Source organism: Rouxiella sp. S1S-2 (assembly GCF_009208105.1).
GTDB lineage: Bacteria > Pseudomonadota > Gammaproteobacteria > Enterobacterales > Enterobacteriaceae > Rouxiella.
Map to the genome: position 1 here is coordinate 4124678 of NZ_WFKL01000001.1, position 18925 is coordinate 4143602.

Annotated in this window: 13 protein-coding genes and 1 other RNA gene; 9 read left to right on the forward strand and 5 right to left on the reverse strand. The window is 50.8% G+C overall.

Features of this window, described 5'->3' with window-relative positions; genetic code table 11:
* Positions 1 to 4 precede the first annotated feature (4 nt).
* The 3 genes from galT to galM are packed head-to-tail and all read left to right on the forward strand — an operon-like array spanning position 5 to position 3242.
* On the forward strand, positions 5 to 1054 hold the full coding sequence (gene galT, locus GA565_RS18905; protein WP_152200075.1) for a galactose-1-phosphate uridylyltransferase: 1050 nt from the start codon (positions 5 to 7) through the stop codon (positions 1052 to 1054).
* On the forward strand, positions 1054 to 2202 hold the full coding sequence (galK, locus tag GA565_RS18910) for a galactokinase (RefSeq protein WP_152201624.1): 1149 nt from the start codon (positions 1054 to 1056) through the stop codon (positions 2200 to 2202). The genes galT and galK overlap by 1 nt, the downstream gene beginning before the upstream one ends.
* Positions 2196 to 3242, forward strand: coding sequence for a galactose-1-epimerase (gene galM, locus GA565_RS18915; RefSeq protein WP_152200076.1), 1047 nt, complete (start codon positions 2196 to 2198; stop codon positions 3240 to 3242). Before galK ends, galM begins: the two co-directional genes overlap by 7 nt.
* Before the next feature lie 81 nt (positions 3243 to 3323).
* Here galM and GA565_RS18920 read toward each other — a convergent pair whose 3' ends face one another.
* Positions 3324 to 6425, reverse strand: coding sequence for a glycosyl hydrolase family 18 protein (locus GA565_RS18920; protein WP_152200078.1), 3102 nt, complete (start codon positions 6423 to 6425; stop codon positions 3324 to 3326).
* Positions 6426 to 6715: 290 nt separating this feature from the next.
* The gene (locus tag GA565_RS18925) at positions 6716 to 9082 is read right to left on the reverse strand and encodes a TonB-dependent receptor domain-containing protein (protein WP_152200080.1); all 2367 of its coding nucleotides are present in this window, start codon (positions 9080 to 9082) and stop codon (positions 6716 to 6718) included.
* A gap of 428 nt (positions 9083 to 9510) precedes the next feature.
* On the opposite strand from GA565_RS18925, the gene GA565_RS18930 reads away from it, so the two are divergent.
* Both GA565_RS18930 and gpmA read left to right on the forward strand, forming a co-directional pair.
* Positions 9511 to 9834, forward strand: a complete 324-nt coding sequence (locus GA565_RS18930; RefSeq protein ID WP_152200082.1) for a PsiF family protein — start codon at positions 9511 to 9513, stop codon at positions 9832 to 9834.
* Between the two features lie 141 nt (positions 9835 to 9975).
* Entirely contained in the window at positions 9976 to 10728 is a 753-nt protein-coding gene (gene gpmA, locus GA565_RS18935; protein WP_152200083.1) for a 2,3-diphosphoglycerate-dependent phosphoglycerate mutase, read from the forward strand.
* A gap of 80 nt (positions 10729 to 10808) precedes the next feature.
* Here the strand turns inward: gpmA and aroG are convergent, their stop codons facing one another.
* Complete coding sequence (gene aroG, locus GA565_RS18940; RefSeq protein ID WP_152200085.1) at positions 10809 to 11861, reverse strand: 3-deoxy-7-phosphoheptulonate synthase AroG; 1053 nt, start codon at positions 11859 to 11861, stop codon at positions 10809 to 10811.
* A 233-nt stretch (positions 11862 to 12094) separates the two neighbouring features.
* On the opposite strand from aroG, the gene GA565_RS18945 reads away from it, so the two are divergent.
* From GA565_RS18945 to zitB, 4 genes are all read left to right on the forward strand, one after another.
* Positions 12095 to 12427, forward strand: a complete 333-nt coding sequence (locus GA565_RS18945) for a protein YbgS (RefSeq protein WP_152200086.1) — start codon at positions 12095 to 12097, stop codon at positions 12425 to 12427.
* Positions 12428 to 12575: 148 nt separating this feature from the next.
* A complete protein-coding gene (locus GA565_RS18950) occupies positions 12576 to 13190 on the forward strand; it encodes a response regulator transcription factor (protein ID WP_152200088.1) in 615 nt (204 codons plus the stop codon).
* Entirely contained in the window at positions 13187 to 16375 is a 3189-nt protein-coding gene (locus tag GA565_RS18955; protein WP_152200090.1) for a transporter substrate-binding domain-containing protein, read from the forward strand. Before GA565_RS18950 ends, GA565_RS18955 begins: the two co-directional genes overlap by 4 nt.
* 22 nt (positions 16376 to 16397) lie before the next feature.
* Positions 16398 to 17357 carry a CDF family zinc transporter ZitB gene (gene zitB, locus GA565_RS18960; RefSeq protein ID WP_152200092.1) on the forward strand — a complete coding sequence of 320 codons (960 nt, stop codon included), beginning with the start codon at positions 16398 to 16400 and terminating at the stop codon, positions 17355 to 17357.
* 42 nt (positions 17358 to 17399) lie between these two features.
* Here the strand turns inward: zitB and nadA are convergent, their stop codons facing one another.
* The gene (gene nadA, locus GA565_RS18965; protein ID WP_152200094.1) at positions 17400 to 18461 is read right to left on the reverse strand and encodes a quinolinate synthase NadA; all 1062 of its coding nucleotides are present in this window, start codon (positions 18459 to 18461) and stop codon (positions 17400 to 17402) included.
* A gap of 322 nt (positions 18462 to 18783) precedes the next feature.
* A non-coding RNA gene (locus GA565_RS18970) (RtT sRNA) lies at positions 18784 to 18909 on the reverse strand.
* Positions 18910 to 18925: the final 16 nt, after the last annotated feature.

The following is an 18925-nucleotide window of genomic DNA, read 5'->3' on the forward strand; positions in this document are numbered from 1 at the left end:
AGTAATGTCAAGTTTTGACCCAATCGAGCACCCGCACCGCCGCTATAATCCACTGAGCGATCAGTGGGTACTGGTCAGTCCGCACCGGGCCAAACGCCCGTGGCAGGGCCAGCAGGAAACACCGTCTCAGGAAACGCTCCCCGCGCACGATCCTGACTGTTTCCTGTGCCCGGGCAATACCCGAGTGACCGGTGACGTGAATCCTGACTATCAAGGCACCCACGTCTTTACCAACGATTTTGCCGCGCTGATGCCGGATACGCCATTTGCCCCAGAGAGTGACGATCAGCTGATGCGTTGCCAAAGCGCGCGTGGTACCAGTCGGGTTATCTGTTTCTCGCCAGACCACAGCAAAACACTGCCGCAGCTTTCACTTGAAGCTTTGGAAAAAGTGGTCACCACCTGGCAGGAACAGAGTGCAGATTTGGGCAAAACTTACCCCTGGGTTCAGGTGTTTGAGAACAAGGGTGCGGCGATGGGATGTTCAAACCCGCACCCGCACGGTCAAATTTGGGCCAACAGTTTTTTACCCAACGAAGCCGAGCGTGAGGACCATCTGCAGCGTCAGTATCTGGCGCAGTATGGTTCTTCAATGCTGGTAGATTATGCGCAACGCGAGCTGGCCGACGGCAGCCGTACGGTGGTCGAAACTGAGCACTGGGTTGCTGTTGTCCCTTATTGGGCCGCGTGGCCGTTCGAAACCTTGCTGCTTCCGAAAGCGAAAGTGTTGCGAATTACCGAGCTGAGCGAGGCGCAAAGCAGTGACTTGGCGCTGGCACTGAAAAAGCTAACCAGCCGCTACGATAATTTGTTCCAGTGCTCTTTCCCTTACTCTATGGGGTGGCATGGCGCGCCTTTCAGCGAAGGTGACTATTCCCACTGGCAGTTGCACGCACACTTTTATCCGCCGCTGCTGCGTTCCGCGACGGTGAGAAAATTTATGGTTGGCTATGAAATGCTGGCTGAGACCCAAAGAGACTTGACTGCCGAACAGGCCGCAGAGCGTCTGCGTGCAGTCAGTGATGTTCATTATCGTGAGGCCGGAGTGAAATGATGGAATTAAAAGACAAAACATTAAAAATATTTGAAGAAAAATTTGGCTATCCGGCTACCATCACGATTAAAGCTCCGGGCCGCGTCAACCTGATTGGCGAGCACACTGATTATAACGACGGCTTCGTTCTGCCCTGCGCGATTGACTACGAAACGGTCATTGCCTGTGGCCAGCGCAATGACCGCACAATTCGCGTGATTGCCGCCGACTACGACAACCAACAGGATGAGTTCTCACTCGATGAGCCGATCCTTAGCACCAACGCGCTGCCGTGGGCTAACTACGTGCGCGGGGTGGTTAAACATCTCATGCTGCGCAACGGGGATTTTTCCGGCGCAGACATGGTTATTAGTGGCAATGTGCCGCAGGGCGCAGGTCTCAGCTCGTCGGCCTCGCTTGAAGTTGCCGTAGGTCAGGCGTTAAAAAGCCTGTATGACCTGCCGATAGACGGCGTTGAGCTAGCTTTAAACGGTCAGGAAGCCGAAAACCAGTTCGTGGGCTGCAACTGCGGCATTATGGATCAGCTAATTTCGGCGCTGGGTAAAGAAAACCACGCACTGCTGATTGACTGCCGTTCGCTGGAAACCAAAGCCGTTTCCATGCCTGAAAACGCGTCTGTGGTTATTATCAACTCCAATGTAAAACGCGGCCTGGTTGACAGCGAATACAACACTCGCCGCAAACAGTGTGAGGAAGCAGCGCGCTTCTTCGGCGTGAAAGCGCTGCGTGACGTTGACTTGGCGCAGTTTGCCGCTAAGCAGGAAGGCCTCGACCCGCTCACCGCGCGCCGTGCTCGCCACGTGATTACCGAAAATGACCGAACCGAAGCCGCCGCCATTGCGTTGAGCCACGGTGATCTGAAAAAAATGGGCGTGCTGATGGCTGAATCTCATGCCTCAATGCGTGACGACTTCGAAATCACCGTGCCACCGATTGATACTCTGGTTGAAATTGTTAAATCGGTGATTGGTGAACAAGGCGGAGTGCGCATGACCGGCGGGGGGTTTGGTGGCTGCATTGTCGCCCTGATACCCAGCGAGCTGGTCGAGCAGGTTCGCAAAACTGTGGCGCATGAATATCACGCCAAAACCGGCATTAAAGAAACATTTTACGTCTGCCAGGCTTCAGAAGGTGCCAGCATATGTTAACACCAGTCAACGCCCAGCGAGCCCCAGACGGCTCGCCTTTTCAGTTGGTTACGCTAAAAAATCCTGCAGGGACAACGGCAACCTTTATGGATTGGGGCGCGACCTGGTTGTCATTAGTGCTGCCACTGCCGTGCGGTGAAAACCGCGAATTACTGCTGGGTTGCAAGGGGCCGGAAGACTACGTCAACCAGAGCGCCTATTTGGGCGCTACTGTAGGTCGTTACGCTAACCGTATTGCGCGTTCGCAGTTTCAAATCGATTGTAAACCGCATCTGTTGGTCGCCAATCAGGGCGTACATCAGCTGCACGGCGGGCCTGAGGGTTTCAACGCTCGTCGTTGGAAAATACTTAATTACACCCAGCAGAAAGTCAGCTTTCAGCTGGTTTCTCCTGATGGCGATCAGGGGTATCCGGGCGAATTAACGGCGGAAGTGCACTACCAGCTTACCGACGATAACCGGCTTGAAATCAGCTACAAGGCGCAGGTCGATAAACTGTGTCCTGTTAACCTGACCAACCACGCCTATTTCAATCTCGACGGTGAAGGTCACGACGCACGTAAGCAAAAGCTGCAGCTGTTTGCCGAACGTTTTCTGCCGATCGACAGCGACGGAATTCCCTGTGCGGATCTCACCTCTGTTCAGCAAACCGGCATGGATTTCCGTACGCCGAAAACGCTGGCGCAGGATTTCCTCAAGGATCGCGATCAGCAGCGGGTCAAGGGCTACGACCACGCCTATCTGCTGTTTGCCACCTGCAACGCCAATGACAATCCGGCGGCGCACCTCTGGTCTGGCGATGAAAAAGTAAAAATGTCGGTATTTACCTCAGCCCCTGCGCTGCAGTTTTACAGTGGCAACTTCCTCAACGGCACGCCAAACCGCAGCGGTGGGCAGTATGCCAACTACAGCGGCGTGGCACTTGAGAGTGAGTTTCTTCCCGACAGCCCGAACCACTCAACCTGGCCACAGCCAAGCTGCTGGATAAAGCCGGGTCAAATTTATCGTTCGGCTACGGTCTATCAGTTTTTTGCGATGTAGGTAAAACGGCACAAAAAAAAGCCATCGACTCATGCCGATGGCTTTTTGACGTTATAAAAGGTTAATTAAACCTGTTTATACTTATATTTTGATCCAGGCGTCGCTCCAGTTGACACCAGAGCCTGGGGTGTAATGCACTTCCTGAGCGGTGCCTTTTGCTACATTGCACCAGTTCGTTGCAGGCCAGCCTTTACATTCGTAAACGCTACCGTCAGTGCCCATCACTTTGTCACCGCCCTTGTATGCCTTACCAAACTCGAACTTTGGATGCGCCTGGCCGTTGCCATTATCGTTGCCGTTGTCGTTGCCGTTGTCGTTGCCGTTGTCGTCACTGCCCGCTTTCGCTGGCACAACAATCGACTGAGTCAGGGTTCTATCAAGCTTACCGACCTTAACTTCGACGGAAACATTCAGGCGCTGTTCAGCATCCGTTTTCTTGATAGTAAAGCCTTTTTTAACTTTCCCACCGGTCTGATTTTGCGCATTAGCCGGCACGGTCCAGCTATAGGCCGGGTTGCCTTTAGGATCAGCCGTTGATGACGTGACACCGTTGAAGGTCACTGCATTTGCTTTATCGGTTGGGGTAATAACCAGCTTTAATCCATCGATAAACGGCTGATTAGGTTTTACCTGACCATTTCCATTAGCTGTCACTTTAATCTGATGTTCAGATGTGGCACGACGTGGGCCTTTGTCGCTGTAAGCCTCAACGCTGGCAGTATAATTGCCTTTTTCCAAACCGGCTTTAATCTTGCCACTCTGGTTAATACCGTTGGCCACAACCTGTCCGTCTTTTGACAGTTTCCAGGTGTATTGCATGCCAGTTTGGCCGTTGTCAAAGTTGGCTTTGGCTTTTAGCGTCAGCGGTGAATTGCTTGCCATGCTGTTGCCACCGCTTACGGTCACTGCCGGTGCAATGACCGTAACATTGACGAAGGCTTCGCTTTTCAGCTTTTTGTCATCCTTGCTGGTGACCGTCAAACGGAAGCGCGCACTGGCGTCTTTCACACCAGATTTGACGACTACTTGGGTAGCTGCCGTGTTTTTACTTTTCAGGGTTATCCCTGCATCACCTTCTACTTTGTCCCATGCATAACTGACATTTTGCTGGTTGCTGCTGCCTTCAACGGCATAGCCAAAATTCGTCGTCAGGGTAGCAACGGCGGTAATAGACGTTTTACTCAATTTCGCCGTAGGTGCTTGCCCTTCTTCTTCTCCGGTGGATTCACAATATGTTTCACCGTTGAATTTGTAAGCAGCAGGGTTGAGGTTCATGACTTCGTCAACTTTAGTGGCAATACCATTTTGCTCACTCACCACGGTAGTGTTAACTTCACCATTATATTTTTCGGTAAAGTTATAGTAATTCCCGTTATCCAGCTTGTTACACACGGCAGCATTCATACTGTTGAGGATTAAGCCGTTGTCGTTAGACGCCGCCCAGGCAAACATTCCGCCAAGGCCGTATTTTTTGACCAGCTGACCTTTGGCAATGACCGAACGCTGAGAATCGAAACTTTCGACGTGAGCGGTAGGATTGTTATTAACCTTAGCTATCGGTTCCCAGATATAGGCAGCTTCAGCCTGGGTATCGTAGTACACGTCTTTATTTTTGCTCACGTAGTTATCATATAACTCACGGTAGTCGGTGACGCCGTTCTCAAAGGTCCCGTTGCTGCCTAACCCTTTACGACTCACTTCAGTACCGTTGGCAATACCGTGCCAGAAAAGTTTGTCGTGTTCGGGTTTAACACTCACGCTGTGCCAGCCGCGGCTATAGGCGGCAGCACCCAGATTGAGTTTTTCCGCAGGGAAATCAGGGTTATTATCCAGAATGGCTTTAATCGCGCCTTCAGTACTGAAGTTACGCATCGCCTGCTCATTAGAGATAGTATTACCGCGGGCATCTTTGATGATTTCGCCGCTTTCATCTTTCAGGAGAGTACTAGAACCTGGCGTGGTATAAGCGCCGGCAAGCGGCTTGGCGTTGACTGCGGCCTGATGGCTTGGGTTGCGCGTAAATGCACCATACATGTCATAAGACATGATATTGATGTAGTCAAAATCATCTTTCAGCGCGTTAAAGTCGATTGCCGACAGTTTTGCCGGTGAGGCGCCTACCGCAGCACTCAGTTCTTTACGACCTTCGCCAGTACCATATTTGTCATCCATTGCCTTACGCAGCTGTTTGACCAAAGAGGTATAACGCGCTCTTTCCTCTTTAACACCGTGAATGGCCAGATTGCCCATATCTGACGGACCAGTAAAGCCGACAAATTCCCAATCAAGATCCAAACCATCTACAAACGGGTTATCCGCCAGGAACTTCATCGCAGACTTAACAAAGATATCGCGACCTGCTTGCGTTTCAACCATCGCATGGAACGGCGAACTCAATGTCCAGCCACCAATAGAGACAATAGCCTTCAATTGAGGATTAACTTGCTTCATTTTTTTCATGGCATCGAAGCCGAAATGCGAAGCCTGAGGATCGTATTTGGTGATATTGAAATCGCCCTGCTGCTTGGCTGGCGTGTCGAGGCCTGCGTTCCAGTCCTGCTCACTTCCGTTCCACAACGGGAATTTGCCCTGGCCACACATTGCTTTGAGAATATTGGCACCGCGCTCGTTGCCCTCAGCTTTCAGACCATTATTATTCGTCACCGGCAGTTGGGTATTCACAGGGCGTAAACTGCCGAAATCGCAAATCCCGACAAAACCGTAATAAACGTGTGTCAAATTTTTAGCTGGCACAAAGTCAGCAGTGAAAGCTCGCTCCCAATACGCCCACTCATCAAAATACATGCCGACGACTTTCTTTCCACTGACTTTGAAAGGGACGTTTTTTTCTAACTGCGCATTAAACCCTTTATTATTTAAATTAAGCTCACCTACTCGAACAGGCTCTTCATCATTTGGGTTAGTATATTTCACTTCATAGACTTTATAATTTTTAGGGCTATTTGCATTTAACCCTTCCATATCGTTGGACCATTCTTTCCAGCCTAACTTACCCTCAATGCGATCTCCGCGATAGCGACTCACACTTTCAGCCTCACCTTTTAACACGGGGTTCAACTGGCCAGATTGTTCCGGTGTCACTTGCACGGCAAACGTTTGAGTACCATACAGTGCCGCCATCGTTGCTATGGCAACAAGTGTAAACTTGTGATTTCTCTTCATTTAGCAATCCTTTGAAATTTAATGATATGTAAGTGAATGTGTCATTAGAACTTCAATATATTCTGATTGTAACAAATTGAAAATAAGAGGGTTCTATAGAATACCGAGAGTAATCTCGCGGGCATTCTTATTATCTTTAAGATGAGGTGAAATTCTAAACAATAGTATTTAATCCCAAAAAAACATTTCCGGCATTATTAAGTATCTGAGGGTTTTATGATAAATAGAGAATTAAAAAAGAAGCCGAACTATTACTCGGCTTCTTTTAATAGTTTTAATACTAGTCGTTATTAGAAATCGACATTCACCCCCAGTTGGAAGGTTCTGCCCGGCATCGTCGCCAATGCAAGATCGGCTTTATCCTGAGCCGTTGAGATTTCATTGTTGCGAGTACTCAAGTAATCCCAGTATTTACGGTCGGTCAGGTTATAAACACCGCCGCTGAGTTTAACGTTTTTAGCAACCTGCCAGTAACCGGTCAAATCAACAACGCCATAGCCCGGAATACGGGCATATTCGGTGGAAGAATCAGTAATTGCCGTACCGGTATTGGTGTAAGTCTGACGGTTAGTCGCCGTGGCCTGTTTCCCTTTGTTGAAGGTCGCCGTTGCTGCCACGCCATACAGTCCTGATGGGTCATCCCACGCCAGGCCAGTCACCAGTTTCATCGGCGGGACGCTGTCGAGATCAACGTATTTATCGCCGTTGTAGCTCGACTTGGACGCGCCCTTCGCATAGCCAAACGCCATTCGTGCACTCAGGCCGTTGACCTCGTGATACCAGGTACCAAAGTTAAACCTGGCGCTGAGACTGGTGCCGTAGATATAGGCTTTATCGCGGTTCTCTGCTTCATACGCGGTATAGATGTTGCTCGGGATGTTGGCGAAAATCCCCGGACTGCCTGCGCGCGTGTAGCGGGTGTAGGCAATAAAGTTAGAATATTGGCTATAGAACGCGTTGAGGTTAAAGGTGATCCCCTCCGTCGCCTCGCCCTTAAGGCCCCACTCATAGTTGTTGCTGGTTTCTGTCTTCAGATTGGAGTTACCGATCAACGCGTACTGCGCCGAGCCAGCATAGCTTGAGCTCAGGTTCCATGAACCATAAAGCTGGCTGGCATCCGGGAACTGAGCGCCTCGTTTGTACTGCAGGTAAGTCTGCACCTTCGGCGTAATGTCGTAGATGAAGGCCAGTGAAGGCAGTAACTGTGTATCACTGTTGGAACTGTAGAGCGTAGATAGCGCCGACTCGGAAAGAGAGCTATTGGCCAGCGTCGAGAGGTCCTGTGGCTCAGACTTCTGATAAGCCAATCTCAAACCGGGCACTACCGAGAAGTTGTGGCCAGCCAAGTCCCAGGTCATGGTGTCTTCGGCAAATGCGCCAAAAACATAAGTACGACTGTTGGCCGCCGGAGGCATGATGTAGCTGTAAATACTCTGCGCGGGCGACTGGCTGAACGGACGGTCAGTCTCGGAGATGTTGCCATTTAGGCCCCAGCGGAATTCATGGACTCCCCAGGACTTAGCCATCTTGTTATCGAATCCAAAGGTATGGGTATTGGAGTCAGAAAAGGTACGAACCAGACTGGTACCGGTGGTAGAACTTGGGCCAAAGGTGTTGTCGTGGGCCTGCGTTTTTTGATAGAACAGCTTGGTATCAACGGTGTCCACCAGCAGTGAATACGGCGTCCAATGGTCGAGCAGGCTGGCGGTCAGACGACGGGTTTCGCTGGTTTGGTTGTTAGTGCCATTAGTGGCAGAACCGGCGGTGTTCCATGAGTCAAAGTTGGTATGGTTAGTCTTGGTGAAAAGATCAACGGTGCCGGTCAGCGTATGGGTATCGGTTGCCGCCCACGTGCCGGATGCCATCACCGAATCGGAGTGCCAGTTAGCCGGATAAGCATCCAACGTGCCGCTATTGTTGCGGGTTTCCTGACCGTCACGACGGCTGAGTACCACAATTCCGCTCAGGTCGCGATCGCCACCGGCCACGGTAAACCCGTTATGCCAGCTGCGGTTTGAAGAGTCGTAGTCACTCTGATAGCCAAAATAGCTGTGCTTGTTTTCACTCAGGTAGTCGTCGGCTGACTTAGGTTTGAAAGAAACCGAGCCGCCGATTGAGGTATTGGCGTAGGAAACATGGGTTGCACCCGATTGAATATCGACGTTGCCATACATATACGGGTCGATAAAGTCACGGCCGATACCAAAGGTGTCCTGCCCCGCTCGCCCGACGTAAGGTCGGCCCGTGGCATTGGGTTGGGCAATGCCGTCTACGTCGATGGCCACGCGGTTTGATTCCAGACCGCGCACGTTGTAACCGGTATAACCGCCGCGGTCGAAACCGCTTTTACCGACCGATGAACCGCCCGCCGAGCCTGTTGCACTGATTAATGGCTGGTAACGCATAATGGTACCAAAATCGTTACCGCCGTCTTTTTGCATATCTTTCGCCGTCAGCCTGGTCTCGTCACCGGCCTTTCTCACCACTTTTGGAGAGATAACGGTCATGACGTCGCCAGCATCGGCTTTATTATCTGAATTTTTAACCACGGGTGCAGTGTTAGCCGTTTCCGCTGCAACGGCGCTCATTACCGAGCTGGCGACCAGGCTTAAAGACAGCAGGGTCTTAAGGTGACGCTTTCCCTTATGTGTAGACATAAAAAGGCCTTAGGAAGTTTAGGATTATTATTATGCTCAGCAATACTTCTCGCTAATTAAGGCAGTCTGGCGAATAAATACAGTTCAAAAAACAAACAGCCACTGAACTGCAGATAAAAAGCACAGTAATACCCTGTTATTTATCAGGGCTTTATGTAACATTATTTTGTAATGAAAATGATAATAATTATCATAAACATTTCTGTCAATATGCGATTCTGGTTACGTTTACCGTTCGGATGTAATTTTTGAGTAAGTTTTGCGAATAGTAATGAATCGGAGGATTTCAGCGCAGCGCGAGTCGATCATTTAGCGAAAAATGTGATATCTATCCTCTCTGGGTGGATATTTACTCAGCCAAAACGAATCGATCCATCTACGCTTACAGAGTGTCCTGGTGAGCAGGACGTCTTAAAAAGGAATGAGCTATGCGTTTACCAATTTTGTTGTCTTTATTAGCAACGCTTTTTGTTGGGGGTAATGCACTGGCCGCTGAAGCTGTGAAGCAAGCCTCTGCGGCACAGACAGCACAGCGTCAGAAAATGACCGACTGTAATCAACAGGCTACGACGCAAAGTCTCAAAGGAGATGAGCGCAAGACTTTCATGAGTCATTGCCTGAAAGCCGAAACCAAATCTATGACGCCACAGCAGAATAAAATGAAGTCCTGTAACGCGGATGCTGCGAAAAAAGATCTGAAAGGTGATGCTCGTAAAACCTTTATGAGCACATGTTTGAAAAAAGCTGCGTAATTAGTAGTGAAGCAAACTCCCATTAACGCGCAGCCTGCCCGTCAGGCTGCGCGTTTCGTTTAAAGATTGCCGGAACGGGGGCTGAGGCCATATAATGAACTCAGTTGTCATTTGAATTTCAGTAAATTGAGGAGTTTAGCTATGGCTGTAACCAAGCTGGTTCTTGTAAGACACGGCGAAAGTCAATGGAACCAAGAAAACCGTTTCACGGGTTGGCATGATGTTGATCTTTCCGACAAAGGTCGTACTGAAGCAAAACAGGCAGGTCAACTGCTTAAAGATGAAGGCTTCCAGTTTGATTTCGCTTACACGTCTGTACTGAAACGTGCCATCCACACTCTTTGGAGTGTTCTGGACGAATTAGACCAGCCGTGGCTGCCGGTTGAAAAGTCCTGGAAACTGAACGAACGTCACTACGGTGCGTTGCAGGGTCTCGACAAAGCTGAAACCGCGGCCAAATACGGTGACGAGCAGGTTAAACAGTGGCGCCGCGGCTTCCGCGTTACGCCTCCAGAGCTTGAAAAAACTGACGAGCGCTTCCCAGGCCATGACCCGCGTTATGCGAAACTGCGCCCTGAAGAACTGCCAACGACTGAAAGCCTGGCCCTGACCATTGAGCGCGTTATTCCTTACTGGACTGACGTTATCAAACCACGCCTTGAAAGCGGCGAGCGCGTCATCGTTGCTGCGCACGGTAACTCACTGCGTGCACTGGTTAAATACCTTGATGACCTCAGTGAAGACGAAATCCTTGAGCTGAACATCCCTACCGGTGTTCCGCTGGTTTATGAGTTTGATGAAAACTTCAAACCTATCAAGCATTACTACCTGGGCAACGCTGAAGAAATCGCTGCCAAAGCGGCTGCGGTTGCTAATCAGGGTAAAGCCAAGTAATTCAGTTCTCTACTGAAGACGAAAAAAAAGAACGCCTCGGCGTTCTTTTTTATTGGCGGTAATATGTTGATTAATAAACGTTAACCGCGACGCTGTTTCACTGAATTCGCCAGATTACGCAGCAGGGTTTCCGTATCTTCCCAGCCGATGCAGGCATCAGTCACACTTTGTCCGTAAACCAAAGGTTCACCGGTGTCCAGGCTCTGATTGCCTTCAATCAGGTTGCTTTCAACCATCACGCCCATAATCGCCTGCTCGCCGTTGGCCAACTGTGCGCAAACGTCCTCACAGACTTCCATCTGCTTTTGAAACTGCTTGCTGCTGTTAGCGTGGCTGAAGTCGATCATGATTTGTGCCGGCAGACCGCCCTTCTTCAGGCCATCTTTCACTTCTTTCACATCTTCAGCGCTGTAGTTTGGCTTTTTGCCGCCGCGCAAAATGATGTGGCAATCGCTGTTGCCCGCGGTATTCACGATAGCCGAATGGCCCCATTTGGTCACTGACAGGAAACAGTGGGGAGCGCCCGCCGCATTGATAGCGTCGATAGCCACTTTGATAGTGCCGTCAGTCCCGTTTTTGAAACCGACAGGGCACGACAGGCCAGATGCCAGCTCGCGGTGAACCTGAGACTCCGTGGTGCGCGCGCCAATTGCGCCCCAGCTCATCAGGTCGGCCAGATACTGTGGCGTTATCATGTCGAGGAACTCGCCCGCCGCCGGTAAACCAATGTCATTAATATCCAGCAACAATTTACGCGCAATTCTCAGGCCGTCATTAATCTGAAAACTGTTGTTCATCTGCGGATCGTTAATCAACCCTTTCCAACCCACGGTAGTACGCGGCTTTTCAAAATAAACGCGCATAACCACTTCAAGCTCGCCGCGCAACTCGTCACGCAGGGTCAGCAGACGGGCTGCATACTCTTTGGCCGCCTTGGGGTCGTGAATAGAACAGGGACCAATTACCACCAACAGACGATCGTCATTACCCTTCAATATCTTATGGATAGCATTGCGCGCCTGGGAAACCGTTTTTGCGGCCTTGTCTGTTGCCGGAAATTTTTCCAACAAGGCAACCGGCGGCAAAAGTTCCTTAATTTCTTTGATACGTAAATCGTCGTTTTGATAATTCATAACTATTCCATTGGGTATTTCAAAAAAGGTCTGATCTAAATTCTGAACGCGACCAATCTAGCCGCATTGCGAACGGCTGTAAATCGACTTTGAGTCATTAATGGGCATTTATCTCATTGCGAGGTTCTAATCATCAACTAGGCTTTACACGACAAGACAAGAATATTTACAGAGTACGATCATTCTAAATACAGAGTGGATTTCTACGACAAACCGGAAATGGAGAATGGGTTATGAAAAAGTTCGCAACGTTACTTCTTGCCGCTGGTTTAGCCTTAAGCAGTGGCGCTGTATTTGCAGAAGGTACTGACGCGGGTTCCAATAACGGTAACGCCAATCAGACGGGCGGCCCGGGATCGGTTCAAAAACTTGCGCCTAACGGTGTAGATAATAACAAGATCAACACCTCTAACACCAACACAGCGCAAGAAAAGCATCATAAAAAAACCACCCAAATGCACAAAAAAACCAGCAAAAATGCGGATCATAAAATAACGATGTGTAAAGACGGCCGCTGCCCAAACCAGACTCCGGGCACCAAGCAGTCCAAGGCAACGGGTAATTAAGGTCGCTTAACGCTGTAAGTTTAAAGCAACGGGGAGCTACGGCTCCCCGTTTTTTTGCCTCGAAACTGGCCGCCATGCGCTTTCCATTAACGTTTTCAACCCTTCAAGGTTGAGCTATTCTAAAGCTCCTTATCTTTGTGAGCGCCCCATGCCAAGGTTACTGCTAGTCGATGACCATCCTCTTGTTGAAGTTGCTATCGAGGCGGCGCTACAGCGCTCGGGCAGCGACTGGGTGCTCGATAGCGTCGACGACGACCAGTTGGCGATGTCCAGACTGGCGTCAAATGCCTATCAGTTGGTCGTACTCGATATTGGTCTGCCGGAGGTTGACGGCCTGCAGCTGCTGAAACGTATACTTCGCCATTACCCGGCTCAGGCGGTACTGATTTATACCGCACAGGAGGAAGAGGTGTATGCGCGGCTGGCGATGGCGGGCGGTGCCAGCGGCTTTATCAATAAGGGACAGCCGATGGCGGTGCTGGTTGAGGCTTTTGATGCCCTGAGTCAAGGAGAGCACTTCTTTCCTGAGTGGCTGGAGTACGACGCAGAAACAGAGGGGGAAGAATCAACCTCATCATTAACGCTGAAAGAGTTGCAAATAATAGGCCTATTAGCCCAAGGACATTCCAATCTGCAAATTGCCAGCATGTTAAATATAAGTAATAAAACGGTCAGCACGCACAAGAAAAATATATTACGTAAAACCGGTGCCAATAATTTATTTGAATTAGCCGCCGTTTATAAAGAAATGCAGAACGGATGAAATTCCTTAAGCTGCTTATTATTATCATTGCCTTCTGGACAGTGCCTTTCTGTTACGCTTCCCCCCCGCCGGCTTATCACCTGGTCAGTAATCTTACCCTGCCGACCGAACTGTTGCTTAACGGCTTGCAAAATCCCTGGCGGGGAAAAACGCTGCGAATCGGCATACTCAGTGATAACACCAGTCCTTACAATATTCTAATCGGCAGCGACTATTACGGCCTCAATGCTGACTATCTCAACTACGTCGAGCAGGTTACCGGCATTCATTTTTTGCTAAGCGGCTACGAGAGTCCTCAGGCTTTGCAGCAGGCACTAAAAATGCAGCAGATAGATCTTATCTTCGGCCTGCCGCAAAATCAGCAGCCCAAGGGCGTTTGGGCCAGCAAGCCTTACTATATCAGCCCACTTCGCGTGTTGCGTAGCCGTCAGAATGCACGCCAAATTATGGTGAATTCACAGGGTTCTGAAATTGCCATCAGTAAAATGACCGGCATGCAGGCCTACGATCGCATTCGAAAACTTACGGCAAACATTACCTCCTTTGACAACAATCTGCAGGCCATTTACTCGCTGCTGAACGGCAAAAGTGACTACATGATTGCCGATGAAGCCAGCGCCAGTTTCATTATCGACCAACTGCAACTGGGGCAGATTTATCAGGTTGAGACTACCGCGCTCAGCTTTGGCAACCTGTCGTTTGTGTTCAACGGCCAACGTCCTGCCCTATTAACATTGCTGAATCAGACGATCAGCGGCACGCCGATGGAGGTAATGAACCAACTGCAGGGACGTTGGAATAAGCCGATCCCTACCTATCTTGACGCGGGAAATGCCTCATTAACGCCGATGGAGGCTGACTGGGTAAAGCAGAATCCTTTGGTGCATTACGCCGCTACGCAGAATGACTATCCGTTTGTCTATCGCGGACTCGACGGGCAACCTCATGGCTATGTGGTTGATATCCTGAATATCATTTCACAAAACAGCGGTTTAAAGTTTGCCCCTGTGTGGTCTGACAATGCGCAACAATCCGACCTCGACGTCGCCACGGACAAAGCGGCATTTCGCGCGGTATTGCCCCTGTATGAGCAGGTCAGAGAACAATATGAGAGCAGCATGCCCTACCACCGCTCACTGTGGGGCGTGTATGTTGCCGAGGATGCCGGGAATATCTCGACCTGGCAGGCGCTGAACGGCAAGCGAATGGGTGCGCTGCGCGGCGATCTGTCGTTGTCAATTATTCCACCGACCCAGAAAGTGCAAGTATTTAGCGACAGTAAATCACTGTATGACGCACTGGCCAATGGTCAGATAGATGCGTTGGTTGATAATATAGTGACCGCTAACTTCACCGCTCTTTCGCGCTACTCGGGCGTGCTAAAGTTGGCCTTTGCCGCCAACAACATCTCCTACCCGATTGCTTTCGGCGTGCCCAAAGACGCACCGCTGTTGCTGAGTATTCTGGATAAAAGTTTGCAACAAATTCCGGCACAGACTCTGCAAACGCTGCGCGATGAGTGGGTGAGCGACCGGAAGAATGTGATTGACGCCGTTAACGATAACCGCATGCAGCCGCAAATGACCTGGCTCCTTGGCCTGCTGGCGGCGGTCGTCGTCGTACTCCTGCTGCTGCTGGTGCGTCGCTTTTATCTGCAGCGTAAAGATAAGCAGGAGCGCCAGCGGCTGGAATTGGCACGTATTCAGGCAGAAGAAGCCAACCAGTCGAAAAGCCGTTTTTTGGCCACCATCAGTCATGAGCTACGTACGCCGATGCACGCCATTCTTGGTCTGCTGGAGCTTGAGATGAAAGACTCATCAGCACTGGGGGAAAATATCCCTCTGGTTTACAGCTCAGCCTCTTCGCTAATGAACCTGCTTAACGATCTTCAGGACTATGCGCGCCTTGAAACGGGTACGCTGACGTTTAACCCTAAACCGCTGATCGTAGAGCCGTGGCTTCACCAACTGGGTAAACTGTTTAAACCGCTGATTGGACAGCGACCCATTGCGTTCGTACTGCACCGCAATGGGCCTCTGCCCGAGGTTATGGTGATCGATATCGATCGTCTTATGCAGATAATCAATAATTTGGTCGGCAACGCCATTAAATTTACTGCCGCAGGCGAGATAAGTATCACCCTGAGTTGGCGAGAAACCGAGGTGGGAAGCGGAGAGTTGCAGCTCGACATTATCGATACCGGCTGCGGAATTGCCGAGGATGAACGCGAGAGACTGTTCGAACCTTTTTATCGAGCCGCGGGCGCACAGCGCATTTCGGTTCAGGGCAGCGGTCTGGGATTATCCGTCTGCAAAGAGATAACCGAGAAGATGTTTGGCCGCATTAGCCTGAGCTCGACCCTCGGAGTAGGTACTCACGTTTCTGTCACCCTACCTGCGGCGGCGCTTACGCTGGATAAACTCGAGCTTGCAACGCCTGAGACAGTACCGGTAGCTCAAGCGTACGACATCTACCCGCTGCGCGTGGCAGTTATCGACGATCACCCAACTAATCTTCTGCTGATGGAGCGCCAGTTGTTGAGCAGTGGCGTTGTTGCGACCACATTCGACAGCGGTAAGTCATTCCTTCAGGCATGCACTGAGCAGCCGTTTGACGTGCTGTTTATCGACTACAATATGCCGCGCCCCGACGGTGTTCAGCTGAGCCGCATTATTCGACGTCGGGAGCGTCAACTTGGGCGTGCGCCCTGCCATATTATTCTCTGCTCGGCCGACGTGCAGGAGTTTACCCGCCTGCCGATGCATCATCTTGGCGTCGAGGATTTTCTGACCAAACCAGTAGCACTCGCGGCTATCCAAACCCTTTTAAATAAAGTCCGCAGTGCACAACGGCGAGAACTCTCAGCGCTGGAAAACCGGCTTCAGGCGTGGGGCAATCACAGCCCTGCATTGGTTAAACGCCTGCGCGATACATTGCTGCTAACGCTGCGACAGGATCAGCAGAGGCTGACGGACGCATATGGGGCCGATGATTTGCCCGATATCGCCAAAGCCGCGCATCGACTGAAAGGCAGCCTGCTTATCCTTGGCGACGAGAAACAGGCGCAGCAGTGCCAACAGCTGATTGAACAATGCCAGCAAGGCAAGTTATCGCAGCAGGCCTATAATAGAGTCATCAATCTAGTGCATGAGTTGCTGCATAAGCTTTTTGTTATCAATAATTAGTTTTACATAAATAGGGAAAAACATGTCAGTGCAGTCTTTATTACCTGAGGATAGAAACAGCCGTCGTTTACTGCTGGCCTTTTTAGTCACCGTTGTCTTTATGGTGATTGAAGTCATTGGCGGACTGATCTCCGGCTCCCTTGCTCTGCTTGCGGATGCGGGGCATATGCTGACAGACGCGGCCGCACTGCTCATGGCGCTGCTGGCCGTGCGTTTTGCTCGTCGCAAACCCAACTCCCGACATACGTTTGGCTATTTGCGCCTGACCACCATGGCCGCGTTTGTCAATGCCTCGGCCCTGTTGCTTATCGTCATACTTATTCTCTGGGAGGCAGTGCAGCGCTTTATGACTCCGGAGCCGGTGCTCGGCGGTACCATGCTGGCGATTGCGATTGCCGGTCTGTTTGCCAATCTGCTGGCCTTTTGGCTCCTGCATCAGGGGGAAGAAAAAGAGAATATTAATGTCAGAGCAGCGGCACTGCACGTGATGGGTGATCTGCTGGGTTCCGTGGGTGCCGTGGTGGCAGCGCTAATTATCATGAATACAGGCTGGACGCCCATCGACCCGATTTTATCGGTGCTGGTTTCATGTCTGGTGCTGCGCAATGCCTGGGGCCTGCTGCGCGAGAGTTTTCATGAGCTGCTTGAGGGTACGCCGCAGGAAATTGACATCGACAAACTGCGCAAGGATTTATGCCTGGCCATCCCTGAGGTGCGTAATGTGCATCACGTCCACGTCTGGCAGATTGGGGAACAGCGTTTGATGACACTGCACACGCAGGTTATTCCGCCACACGATCACGATGCATTGCTGGAAAGGATCCAACATCATCTTTCCGAAAAGTATAATATCGGCCATGCGACTATTCAGATGGAATATGGCGTGTGCGACATGCCGGACTGCACTATCAGCGAGGTAGCCGCCAGTTCGGCGGCCTCGGGGCATGGTCATCATCATCACGGGCATGACCATCAACACTAACGGGCAAAAGCAACAGGGCCGGCGAGGAAGCTGGCCCTTTATTTATGCGTTACCCTGCAACCGCAGTTTAAGCTGTGCGGCAAAATCCAACATACGGTTCAGTGGGATCAACGACTTCACCCTCAGAGCCTCGTCCACTTTTATCGCGTGCTGACTTCCCCCCTGCTCCAATCCTTCGGCTATCGCCTTTAGGCCATTCATCGCCATCCACGGACAGTGCGCGCAGGTGCGACAGCTCGCCCCTTCTCCCGCTGTAGGTGCCGCAAACAGCTCTTTATCCGGACAGGCCTGCTGCATCTTGTAAAAAATACCGCGATCGGTGGCAACAATCAGCTTCTGGTTTGGCAAGGTTTTTGCAGCCTGAATCAGCTGACTGGTAGAACCGACGGCGTCGGCCATATCAACAATGGCCTGAGGAGACTCTGGGTGCACCAGTACAGCTGCCTCCGGGTACAATGCCTTCATGCGGGCTAGGGCCTGGGTTTTAAACTCGTCATGGACGATACAGGCACCTTGCCAGCACAGAATGTCGGCCCCCGTCTGCTTGCGCACATAATTCCCGAGGTGTCTGTCTGGTGCCCAGATGATTTTTTCACCCAGACTATCAAGATGTTCAATCAGTTCGACCGCAATACTTGAGGTGACCACCCAATCGGCCCGCGCTTTGACTGCCGCTGAGGTATTGGCGTACACCACCACCGTTCTGTCGGGATGGCTGTCACAGAAATCAGAGAAAGCCTGTTCAGGGCAGCCCAAATCCAGGGAACACTCGGCGTGCAGCGTGGGCATCAGCACAGTTTTCTCAGGACTGAGGATTTTGGATGTTTCGCCCATAAAGCGCACACCGGCGACCAGCAGCGTCGAGGCCTTATGCTGACTGCCGAAACGGGCCATCTCCAACGAGTCAGCCACACAGCCTCCGGTTTCCTCGGCCAGCGCCTGAATTTCCGGATCGGTGTAGTAATGAGCCACCATTACCGCGTCCCGTTGTTTAAGTAACCTTTTAATTTTTTCTTTATAAAAGGATTTCTCATCGTCGTTCAAGGGTGCCGGTTTTGGAGGGAAAGGGTAAACCGCCGCATTCAGGTCTAGAGTCTCACTCATTACTCATCATCTCAGTCAGCCGTCAACAATCCGGCAAGGAAGCGAATCGAGCCTTTGACGGCCCATTTGTTTTATATGCTAAACAAAATACTCTGAAGCAGTAAAAAAGTCGCTGTAATTTTGTGCTGCTAACGAATTTTGTTTAAGCGGCTTAAAATTTAACAAACTATTGCGCTGTATCAATCAACTTCCCCCAGGGACGCGTTCTGCGTTGCTTGCGAGAAGGGTGATGCAGGAGGGGTTTACTCGTGGACGCGAAGATGAGTGGATTCACAGAACCCTAAAACGCAAAAAACGCCGTTAGGCGCTTTTTTCTTAGAAGTGGTGGGCCGTGCGGGATTGATTCGGCCTCCGGCCTCACCCTGCGGGCAACGCTAACGCGTTGTCGTCTCGCTTCGCTCGGCTCGAACCTGAACGCAGCTTCTCACCCACACTCTTCGCGGAATATGCCAGTTTTAACATGC

What these genes read in the sequence shown, in the direction of transcription:
- GA565_RS18925 (WP_152200080.1), bottom strand. Translation starts at nt 9,082, where the DNA reads ATGTCTACACATAAGGGAAAGCGTCACCTTAAGACCCTGCTGTCTTTA.
- galM (WP_152200076.1), top strand. Translation starts at nt 2,196, where the DNA reads ATGTTAACACCAGTCAACGCCCAGCGAGCCCCAGACGGCTCGCCTTTT.
- GA565_RS18945 (WP_152200086.1), top strand. Translation starts at nt 12,095, where the DNA reads ATGAAAAAGTTCGCAACGTTACTTCTTGCCGCTGGTTTAGCCTTAAGC.
- GA565_RS18950 (WP_152200088.1), top strand. Translation starts at nt 12,576, where the DNA reads ATGCCAAGGTTACTGCTAGTCGATGACCATCCTCTTGTTGAAGTTGCT.
- zitB (WP_152200092.1), top strand. Translation starts at nt 16,398, where the DNA reads ATGTCAGTGCAGTCTTTATTACCTGAGGATAGAAACAGCCGTCGTTTA.
- nadA (WP_152200094.1), bottom strand. Translation starts at nt 18,461, where the DNA reads ATGAGTGAGACTCTAGACCTGAATGCGGCGGTTTACCCTTTCCCTCCA.
- galK (WP_152201624.1), top strand. Translation starts at nt 1,054, where the DNA reads ATGGAATTAAAAGACAAAACATTAAAAATATTTGAAGAAAAATTTGGC.
- GA565_RS18920 (WP_152200078.1), bottom strand. Translation starts at nt 6,425, where the DNA reads ATGAAGAGAAATCACAAGTTTACACTTGTTGCCATAGCAACGATGGCG.
- gpmA (WP_152200083.1), top strand. Translation starts at nt 9,976, where the DNA reads ATGGCTGTAACCAAGCTGGTTCTTGTAAGACACGGCGAAAGTCAATGG.
- GA565_RS18955 (WP_152200090.1), top strand. Translation starts at nt 13,187, where the DNA reads ATGAAATTCCTTAAGCTGCTTATTATTATCATTGCCTTCTGGACAGTG.
- GA565_RS18930 (WP_152200082.1), top strand. Translation starts at nt 9,511, where the DNA reads ATGCGTTTACCAATTTTGTTGTCTTTATTAGCAACGCTTTTTGTTGGG.
- galT (WP_152200075.1), top strand. Translation starts at nt 5, where the DNA reads ATGTCAAGTTTTGACCCAATCGAGCACCCGCACCGCCGCTATAATCCA.
- aroG (WP_152200085.1), bottom strand. Translation starts at nt 11,861, where the DNA reads ATGAATTATCAAAACGACGATTTACGTATCAAAGAAATTAAGGAACTT.